The organism is Caulobacter sp. CCH9-E1 (genome assembly GCF_001556515.1).
Taxonomy (GTDB): Bacteria; Pseudomonadota; Alphaproteobacteria; order Caulobacterales; family Caulobacteraceae; genus Caulobacter.
This window is the reverse complement of the sequence record NZ_LSJA01000387.1, coordinates 1-9,079: the sequence shown is the minus strand read 5'-3', so window position 1 is coordinate 9,079 and position 9,079 is coordinate 1. Positions and strand designations below refer to the sequence as shown.

General features: G+C 64.5%; 9 protein-coding genes. 1 reads left to right on the top strand and 8 read right to left on the bottom strand.

Annotated features, from left to right (window positions below; all coding sequences use genetic code 11):
- The first annotated feature begins 51 nt into the window (after nucleotides 1-51).
- Nucleotides 52-528, top strand: coding sequence for a hypothetical protein (locus tag AX690_RS23125; protein ID WP_156449758.1), 477 nt, complete (start codon nucleotides 52-54; stop codon nucleotides 526-528).
- Here the strand turns inward: AX690_RS23125 and mobF are convergent.
- From mobF to AX690_RS21740, 8 genes are all read right to left on the bottom strand, one after another.
- Nucleotides 497-3,307 (bottom strand): MobF family relaxase, encoded by a 2,811-nt coding sequence (gene mobF, locus AX690_RS21765; RefSeq protein ID WP_369798243.1) that lies wholly within the window; start codon nucleotides 3,305-3,307, stop codon nucleotides 497-499. The two genes, AX690_RS23125 and mobF, sit on opposite strands and share 32 nt — an antisense overlap.
- Nucleotides 3,244-4,704, bottom strand: coding sequence for a type IV secretion system DNA-binding domain-containing protein (locus tag AX690_RS21760; protein ID WP_231732272.1), 1,461 nt, complete (start codon nucleotides 4,702-4,704; stop codon nucleotides 3,244-3,246). The genes mobF and AX690_RS21760 overlap by 64 nt, the downstream gene beginning before the upstream one ends.
- Nucleotides 4,665-5,045 (bottom strand): hypothetical protein, encoded by a 381-nt coding sequence (locus AX690_RS21755; protein WP_066730561.1) that lies wholly within the window; start codon nucleotides 5,043-5,045, stop codon nucleotides 4,665-4,667. Before AX690_RS21755 ends, AX690_RS21760 begins: the two co-directional genes overlap by 40 nt.
- Nucleotides 5,042-5,422: a hypothetical protein gene (locus tag AX690_RS21750; protein WP_066730560.1), complete on the bottom strand. Its 381-nt coding sequence runs from the start codon at nucleotides 5,420-5,422 to the stop codon at nucleotides 5,042-5,044. The genes AX690_RS21755 and AX690_RS21750 overlap by 4 nt, the downstream gene beginning before the upstream one ends.
- Before the next feature lie 249 nt (nucleotides 5,423-5,671).
- Complete coding sequence (locus AX690_RS21745; protein ID WP_066730559.1) at nucleotides 5,672-6,109, bottom strand: hypothetical protein; 438 nt, start codon at nucleotides 6,107-6,109, stop codon at nucleotides 5,672-5,674.
- Nucleotides 6,106-6,327 (bottom strand): AlpA family transcriptional regulator, encoded by a 222-nt coding sequence (locus AX690_RS24055; protein WP_082769808.1) that lies wholly within the window; start codon nucleotides 6,325-6,327, stop codon nucleotides 6,106-6,108. The genes AX690_RS21745 and AX690_RS24055 overlap by 4 nt, the downstream gene beginning before the upstream one ends.
- Before the next feature lie 86 nt (nucleotides 6,328-6,413).
- Nucleotides 6,414-7,328 (bottom strand): hypothetical protein, encoded by a 915-nt coding sequence (locus tag AX690_RS23120; RefSeq protein WP_156449757.1) that lies wholly within the window; start codon nucleotides 7,326-7,328, stop codon nucleotides 6,414-6,416.
- Nucleotides 7,329-7,338: 10 nt separating this feature from the next.
- On the bottom strand, nucleotides 7,339-8,676 hold the full coding sequence (locus AX690_RS21740; RefSeq protein WP_066730558.1) for a site-specific integrase: 1,338 nt from the start codon (nucleotides 8,674-8,676) through the stop codon (nucleotides 7,339-7,341).
- Between the last annotated feature and the right edge of the window lie 403 nt (nucleotides 8,677-9,079).

Genomic DNA, 9,079 nt, shown 5'->3' with positions numbered 1-9,079 from the left:
CCTCCTCTAAACGGAACCCTCAATCTGTCTCAAAGGCGCTGACGGCGGACAGTGCTGGATCGGCTCTTCGGCGAATTGGTTGGAGAGGACAAGATCCGACATCGCCGCCCTCGCATGGCGCGAGTGCTAAAGGAGGCTTTCGTAGAGGCTAGAGTTTTTGGCTTCGTCGAAGAAAAGCCCGAACCCTTCGAGCTGCCGGATCTGGGCATTAGCATCAAGGCTCCGTTCGGCTACCAGAACGGCGCTTACAATCTCATCGATGGCATGCAGTTCGGCCCCGATCCTAGCGAAGCTTTAGAAAAGGCCGGTAAGCGTGCGCTTGAAGGCGCGCTGCTCTGGAAACAGTCAAAGATTCACGGGCCTCAAAAACGTCTAGTAGTGGTGGGCGATTTTAGCGACAAACCCGAGTCCTTTTATGACGCGGTCGGAGAACAGCTAGAAAAAAATGAAGTGCGGCTTTATCGGCTGGACAACATTGCGCCGCTTGTTGAGGACATCACGCAAAACGCGTCGCTTCACTCGAATTAGCTTCAAGCGCGTTTTCTATTTTGAACACTCTCTCCGCCACTCCTAACGCCAGCTTCCCGCGATCATCAGTGTAGATCACGGCCTCATTCCGCGCCCGCGACAGCGCCACATACATCGACGCCCGATCGACCAAGTTCGCCCGCCCGCTCTCGGCATGAACCAGGACCCGGTCGGCTGTGCGCCCCTGGGCGGCGTGGGCTGTCTGGACGTAGGCGTGGCGCAAGTGCTGATCGCGCGCCTGGTCGAGGAAGAGGATCTCAGCGCGTCCATCTGCGCGGAGGACTTCCACCGACCGTGCATCGAGGACCCTCGTCACCTCGGCTTGCCCGCCATTTGCGCGCGCCATCGCGGGATCATTGCGGGTGAACTCGACCCGATCCCCCTCACGCAACTCCCGCGCCTCACGGGTGAAGGCCTCGGCCTTGCCCCACTGCGCCGGCGCCCAGTCGAGCGCCCTGCCCGCCTCGCCGACCAGCGACAACCGACCCTGCTCGGCATCGACGCCCGCCACGGTGAACGCCTCGCCGCGTCGGACGCCACGCGCTTGGTCGCGCTGGCTGAACACCACCACCTCGCCGACGCCATAGCTATCGACCTGGCGTGCCTCGGCCTTCGTCAGATCCTTGGCTACAAGAACTGACGCGACGATCGCGTTCTTACCAAGCGCCCCCTGCGCGATCAGCTCGCGGCGGATCTCGGCGTTGAGCGCCTCGCGGCCCTCACGTGAGGGATCAATGACGATGGTCCGCGCCCGCTCCTGCGCCGACAGCCGCGCATAGTCGGCCGCCAGGCTGGCGCGGCGCGCCTCGGGCGTGGCCGCCTCAACGATCCGTCCGCCGCCGGCGTCCAAGGCCTCGAACGCGCGGCGGATCTGGCCTTCAAGCGTCGCTTCAACGGCCTCCTTGGTCTTGGCGTTGGTCTGGCGGACGATCTCAGTCAGCCGCGCGGTCTCCATGCCCGCGCCCTGCAACTGCGCGAAGGACGCGCCGGCGCCGACCGATCCGAGTTGCTTGGTGTCGCCGACTAGCACCGTCCGCGCGCCGACAGCCTCGGCGCGCTCCAGGAGCCTCGCCATGTCGCGGGCGGAGACGAGGCTGGCTTCATCCACTAGCCACACCTCGCGACGCGGCGCGCGAGCCTCGCCGCGATCGGCCTCGATCTTTAAGTGCCGCGCCAGAGTCTGGCTTTCGAGACCCAGGGCCTGACCCAAAGTCTGGGCCGCCGACGCCGACGGCGCCATGGCTCTAACCTCATAACCGGCCGCATCGGCTGCTTTGGCGAAGGTCGCCAGGACGGTCGTCGTCTTGGCTGTGCCAGCGTACCCCTGCACCGCGACGACCTGGTTGCGGCTCGCCAAGATCGCCCGCGTCGCCGCCTGCTGGTCAGCGGTCCAGGCCTGTCGGTTATCCTTGGCCGCGAGCACCGCACTGGCGACGATACGCGCCGCCTCGACTGGACCGGCGATTGGCTGGGCCATGCCGCGCCCGCGATACTCGGCGCGGAGCAAAGCAAGCTCATCGGCGATGTTCTGGCGGGTGGTGAACCCCGCCCCCTCCGCGCCGCGTCTATCGCTGTGGGTCCTGGCCTCCAGATCTCCGACCTCGATCGCGCGGCCGATCGCGCCCAATACCTCACCCTGTCCCGCCCGTCCCATGAGCCGGCGGCCGGCTTCCCTCTCTAGCTCGGCGGCGCTGAACACAGATTGGCGCTCCCCAAGCTTCTCGGCCGCAAAGCCCACGGCTGCGCGCGCGGCGGCCTCGGCTTCGCCTTGCTTGGCGAGGCGATCCTCCGCGCTCTGTCGCTCGGCCCGGGCCTTGGCCTGATCCATCAAGGAAAAGCGCGCCTCACGATCAAAGCCCGCCGCGTCCGCGCTCGCGCGCCAGGCCGTGACGAGATCGGCCCGGTCGTGCGCCTCCTTGGCCATGCGGGTGTCGAGTGTCGCCATCTGGCGCTCGGCGGCGCTGGCGGTCTCGCGGGTCTTGCCGCGCTCGGCCAGGTGCGCCTCGATCTGCGCGGCGCGATGGCTAAAGGCTTTCAGCGCCGCCTCCGGTACGCCGGCCAGCTCGAAGGCCGACTCCCTGCCGACGGCGAGCGTGTAGCCCAGCCGCTCGGCGGCAGCGGCCAGCTCCTGTCGGTAGATCTCGCCAGCGGCCTTGTGGAGCTGGAAGAAGGTTCGCCCCTCCTGACTGCGCCAGGTCCCCTCACGATCGCGCGTCGCGTTGAGAATGACGCTGTGCGTGTGAAGCTGCGGATCTTGGGCGCGGCTGGTCTCATGGCGGAAGGTCGCTGCCGCAAGGTTGCCGGTCTTCACGTGAGCGACCTCCGCGCCATCGCGCACCCGGGTCGCCGCGCCATGGCGCTCGACATAGGCCAAGGCTCGGCGCGAGGCCTCGTCATGGGCGGCGATCAGGCGCGTATCGCCCGCGACCAGGGCCATGACCGAGACCGACTTGGGTGCGCTGAAGGTCAGATCCCAGCCGGGCCGATGCTCGCGCTCCCCGCCCCGGTGCGTGCCCAGGACCTGGCCCGTGGGCAGGACGCCATCCAGCAGCGCCTTGAAGGCGTCGCGATCGACCTCGCCAGACAGCCCAAGCGCCTCGGCGGCCTCGCCGCGCCATTCGCTCGGGGCAAGGCCGTCCTCCGAATAGTAGTCGTCCGCCTCGTAGTAGCTGGCCGCCTGAGCTGAACTCGAAAGCCCGCTGATGGTGGCGACCATCACACAGGCCCGCCGTCTGGAACCACGGGCTCGCTCCGGCCACGGCTTGGCAGGTGCCCCCAAAAGGTCGCGCCCACATCTCCGGGCACGAAGGCCGGATGGCGCGCGGGTCCTCGAGCGGCGATGTGGCGGTTGTTGAGCTCGATCCGCGCTGCCGGTCGCCCGTCGGCCAACTGCAAGACGCCATGGAAACGCGGCAGCTTGAACTCGCTGTCGATCAGCGCCGGCCGGATCTGGCGATGGGCGGCGAGTGAGGTTCGGCCCTTGCCGACTTCAAAGGCCAGGGACTCGGTCGCGCCGCGCACCTCCACCTCGACATCGCCGATCGTCTGACTCGCCCATCGGCGGCTATCGCTGTCGGTCATCTGAAGAAAGAGCTTGGTGTTGCAACAGCCCAGGAGAGCCTCAGCGGCGTCCTTGCCGTAGCGGTCGCGCATCTGCCCGATGGCCTGGAAGGTGATGACGACCGCCGCGCCGAACTTGCGACCCTGGGGCAGGAGCCGCGTTAGCTGATCGACAGCCGGCATGTCGGGAAGTTCATCGAGCATCATCCAGACGCGACGATCGGAATGCGGCTCAAGACCAAGAATCGCGCCGCAAGCGCATTCCAGCCAGCAGGCCAGCAGCGGTCGCATGGCTTCGAAATAGTCTTCCTTGCGCGGCACGAAGACCCAGGGCTTGGCGCCCTGTCGGGCGTCTAGACCCTTTATGAAGGCCTGGAAGCTGAAGCGCTGCCCCTTCGCGGGTTCCACCTTCAGGTACTGCAGCAGGTTGACGACCTCGGCCAACATGAAGAGCACCGAGGCGGTGGCGCGGTCGGCGTCCTCCTCGAAGGTCCGCGCCGATGAAGTGTTGGCGAGCCACTGACGCAGCTCGTCCTTGCTGGCGAGGCAGAGCATCTCGATCAGCGCGGCGGGCTCGGCGCGCCCCTCACGCCAAAGCTGCCGCATGACGTTGGCGACCAGGGCGCGCGCGGCGAGTGTCCAGACGTCGTCGGCCGCATCGCCCCTGGCCGTGACGAGCTGGGCGGCGATGCGGTCGGCGTCGGCCGGATGAGTGATCTCGTCGAACGGGTTCCAATAGGCGCCGCGCTGGTCAAACGGATTGAGGATCACGTCGCCGCGTTCTGGTCGGTAGTAGTGAGCCACGAACTCGCCGGAGGTGTCATAGACGAGCGCGGTCTCTCCCCGCGCCTCCAACCCGTCGAGCCACTGGCGCAGAGCCGTGGTCTTGCCGCTGCCAGGCGAGCCGACGAACGCCGCATGGCGGGTCTCAAGATCCGTGGGGATCGCGACCTCACCAAGACGGAGCGCTTGCTCGCCCGCCGCCGGCTCGGTCATTGCGGCCAAGGCCCTGGCGCTCAACACGTCCGCGCCCCGGATGACCCGATCGCGAGCGGCGCGACGGCCCCAGCGATCCATCACCGCAGACCAGGCGAGGCTGGCAAAGGCGCCCGACACCGCGCCAAGGCCAAGCCCTCGAAGGCTCGCGCTGACCAGGCGCGCGCGGCGGCCGGCGTCGCGACGATCTCGCGGGCCGGGACATCGAAGGCACCGCGATGACCGGTGATCTTCACGGTCGGTTCGACCGGCTGGCCGTCGGCAAGCCAGAGCTTGAGGCGCGCCTCAACGTAGGCCGTCCCTAGCATCCGCTGCGGGCCGCTGGTCTCTCGCGTGATCAGCGCCGTCATGGACAGCGCCACGATGACAAGCGTGATCTTGGCGTAGCCGGCCCAGCGTTGAAGCGCGGCGCCAAGTCCATGGGCGACGAGCCCCTGGCCCGTCTTGATCGGCGCGCTCACGATCCGCCTCGCGCAAGGTCGCGCTGTCGGCGATAGGCCTCGCCGGCAGCTTCTGAGACGGCCTCGTCCATGGCCTTGGCGTCGCGAGCGCCGGCTAGGGCGGCCTGGCGCGCATAGGCGTAAGCCGCCGCTGCGCTGTAGAGGGCTCGATCGGCCACGCGCTCCAGCCGCTCAACCCTGGCCAAGAGTTCGCCGATCAGGGCGGCGACCGGCTCCTCCGCCGCTCCCGGTTCCGAAGCGCCGGCTAGCGCCGCTAGGCCCGCTTCCATGGCTCGGGTGCTGGACTGGTAGAGGCTAACGCCATGAGCCTCGGCATGATGCCGGAGGAAAGCGATCTGCGCCCGCGTGAGGCGAAGCGAGACGGGCGTCCGGCTCATCTCAGCCGCCCCCTGCGCATGCGGAGCGCTTTCGCTGAAAAGCCCATAGCGGCGGGACGTTCGACGCTAGGCGGCGAACTGGCGCTTGCGGACTGAAAGCGCAAAATCTCCAGCTTTTGTTGGGGCCACGCGTGCGACGGGTGTGTGTCCTCCTCTCCCCAAAGTCCGAACCGTTGTTAGGCGCGGTGGGAGTTACCTGGTAGCCGGCCCAGCCGAGAGAGCTCGTGGAGCGAACGGATGCTTGCCGGCTCATTTCGATCTCCCGGCGGAAGATCCCGACTTCATGGCCGCGCCGATGACCCACGCCCGCTCGACGGCGTCCGCGAGGGGCTGGGGGAGCGGCTCCATGCGCCATCGGGGCAAGGAGAAGGCGCCACGTCGGAGGCTCCCAAACTCCACCCTGTGGTAGGTGATGCGATCCTCCCACTCGTGCCGATCGACTTCCCAGAAGACGAGCGAGTTGGCCGGAGCGCCCATCACGCGGAGCGCCAACGAGGCGAGACCTTCGATGTCGCCGGTAGGGTGTTGTGGGGAGCCGGCGATGTTGAGGAACGCCACATGGCGCTTGTCGCCGATAGCGCAGCGGACCACGTGGCAGTGGCAGACGCCGCCGTGCCTGGTCATGAAGTGGATGATCTCATGCTCGGGCAGCTCGCGGCGAGGCTTGAAGAAGGCGGGGATCTTCATGGACGCGGCTCGCCTTTCGGAGCCGCGCCGCCAGCGCCATAGCGCCGACGCGGAAGGGCGTTCACCCAAGCCTCGATCTCGTCAGCCCTCCAGCAGATGGAGTTACGGCCGATGATCAGCGGCTGGGGGAATTCACCGCGCCGAACGGCGCGCCATATGGTGGTTCTGGAACCAAAGCCGATGGTCTCGATGACCTCGGGTAGTCGAAGGAGTCGCATGTTGCACCTCTGCGTTTCGGGCGGGTGCAACTAGGGGGATCTGGAGGAATGGTACCTTCAAGGTCGCGAGCGGTATCGTTTGGTATTCATTTTAGATTCAATCGCTTGGCCGCCCTGCCTAGCGTATCGTTGAACGGCTCGTACCGACCGCCGATTAACTTACGCGCCCGTTCGCGTTGCTCGTCCGAAACCAGCTTTTTGGCACTAAGCGCCTTGAGAGCCGTAGCGAAGGTTTCACCGCGAGGAATTTCTGAGTAGGCTTTCAAGACCTTAAAGCACCAGGCCAGAGAATCCGAGTACTCCCCCGCGAACTCTAACGCATGCTCCAATCTGTCGAGTTCTTCCACCGACATATTCGGAACATCACGCAATGAATTAGCTGCAAAGCTTAATGTTTTTGAGAACGATCCCGGCATTAGGCCAGAAATTTCGGATACATCTACCATAAGATCGCCCATTATTACCGGACGATGAATATTTTTCGGCACTACGAAGCCGCGCTCTCTACCAAATATCCAGACGATGCCGTGATCTTCTGTCAGGAGTTGGGGGTCCACGACGACCACATCGCTCGACGCAGAATATAGCCTCCTCTTGCAATAGATCTTTATATCATTTGACAGAATGAAATTTTTGAACTCGAAAAGCTCATTTATCTGCTGATAGTAATTGCGAGGAGACATCCCGATAATCTCACTATCGGATCTACTCACCTCCCTACCCATCACCCAGACCAGGAATAGCCCTACCGTCGATAAAAAAGCCACCAAGGTGAATGCAGAAAGTCCACGTATAAGAAATGCACCCGCAAACAACGCGTAGAGTGCCGGAAACACAATAATATAAAGCGCCGCAGCAGATACGAAAAATTGCGTCGATCTCCTGGCTGGACCGATAATATTTTGGAAGTTTTCCGATCCAATATACGAATAGATTGTCTCTTTTTCCGAAATTCCAAAGAATATTTTGAATCCAACATTGATAGGCACAAACTTTGACATCGCGCCCTCGTTAGACCTTCGCGACGCGGAACGGGACGACATTACTTGAGCGTGCGAGCACTGCGCCGTCCAGGCCCTGGATATGCTCACCCCACGCGCCCAACGCGGCTCGTTTTTCGGGCAGGTAGTCATTCCTGTCATACACTGCAGTGATCGCCGAAGCGCCATCATCGGCCGTGTGCGCCAAGACCTTGGCCACGATGAACCGCCGGACCCCGTAGCGCTCTCCAGTCAACGTCGTCGCCCCGCTGCGTCGGAAATCGTGAGGCGTGCCGTGCGGCAACCCGTGACGCTGGCAAAGCCGGGTCACACCACGCGTCATTACGTCGGGCGACAGATGCCGCTGGCGATCCTCATGCGCCGGAAAGACGTACTCACCCATCCCGAACCGTAGCCGCGCATCCCGGAGCACCTGCAAGGCCTGCTCTGACAGCGGCACCACGTGCGGCCGACGCGCCTTCATCCGCTCCGCCGGAACCACCCAAACTCTGGCGTTCTCGTCGATCTCGTCCCAGCGTGCGCCGGCTACTTCGGATCGGCGACATAGGGTGAGCAGCGCAAACCTTAAAGCCAAGGCTGTCGGGGGCTCCAGGCGCGCGTGCTTGTCTTCCCGATCTTCACCGCGCACGCGCGGCTCTGAAGCCAGGATCAGAGCCTTCCAGATCTTGGCCAGCGCCGCATCGTCGAACATTCGCTCCCGCGTGCGCAGCGCCAACGGCCTGGTGACGCCATAGGCCGGATTCGCGTCGATGCGCTCCTCGTGAACCGCGAAGCCCAGGATCGCGGACAAAGTGCCGCCAATGGACGCCAGAGAGTCGGCGGAAAGGTCGTGCCTCACGGCGAGCTGACGCATGAACGCCTTAATGTCGCGGCGGCGTAGCTCGGCGAACTTCACGTCGCCAAGCCCAGGAGCGAGGTATCGGCTCCATCTGCTCTTCTCGACGCTGAGAGTCTTGGCCGTCTTTGGCCGGCCCCGACCGCCATGCAGCCCGCGCTCCGCTGCGCCCCAATAGGCTTCGGCTAGCTCGGCGAGCGTCTCGCCCGTCCGGGCCGCGATCCGCGCTTCGACGCGTTCCTGCGCGGGGTCATCGCCCTGGACGACCCTCACCCTGAGCGCTCCGGCGAGTTCACGGGCCTTCGCCAGGCCAAGCTCTGGGTAAGAGCCCAGCGGCATCCGCTTACGCTTCCCGTTGATAGCGACATAGCGGAATTCGAAACTGCGGGTCCCCGAGGGAAAGACTCTCAGGACCAGGCCGCGCACGCCGGACACTGAAAGCTCGTAGGCGCGCTCACGCGCCTTCAACCCGGACACTTGCCGATCCGTGGAAATGAGGCTCGCCTTGACCATCGCCGCCCTCCCTCGCGCCCCCGGCGCGGGGCGCTAGTGGGGCAGAAAAGACGCTACATGGCGCAACGGCGCGACTCAACTTGAAACGAAAATAACCTATATTTTTCTGAAACTTGAAACGGATTGAACGCTCATGAAACGCGCTGAAAAACGGGCCTGGACGGCCTCCGAAGGCAAAGGTCACACGTTCGAATCGTGTCGGGTGCGCCACTTCCCAAAACATCGCTGAAAACGTTGAGGTTTCACCGTCCGGGGAACCGTCTTTCGACGATTGCTACACAACCCTTCTACACAATCGCACCGACGATCCGGGCCTAACTGTCGGGCAACGCTCACGAAATCGCCCGCGCGACTTCTACACAAACCCACCCCACAATGTTCGAACGCACATCGTCCGAAAGGG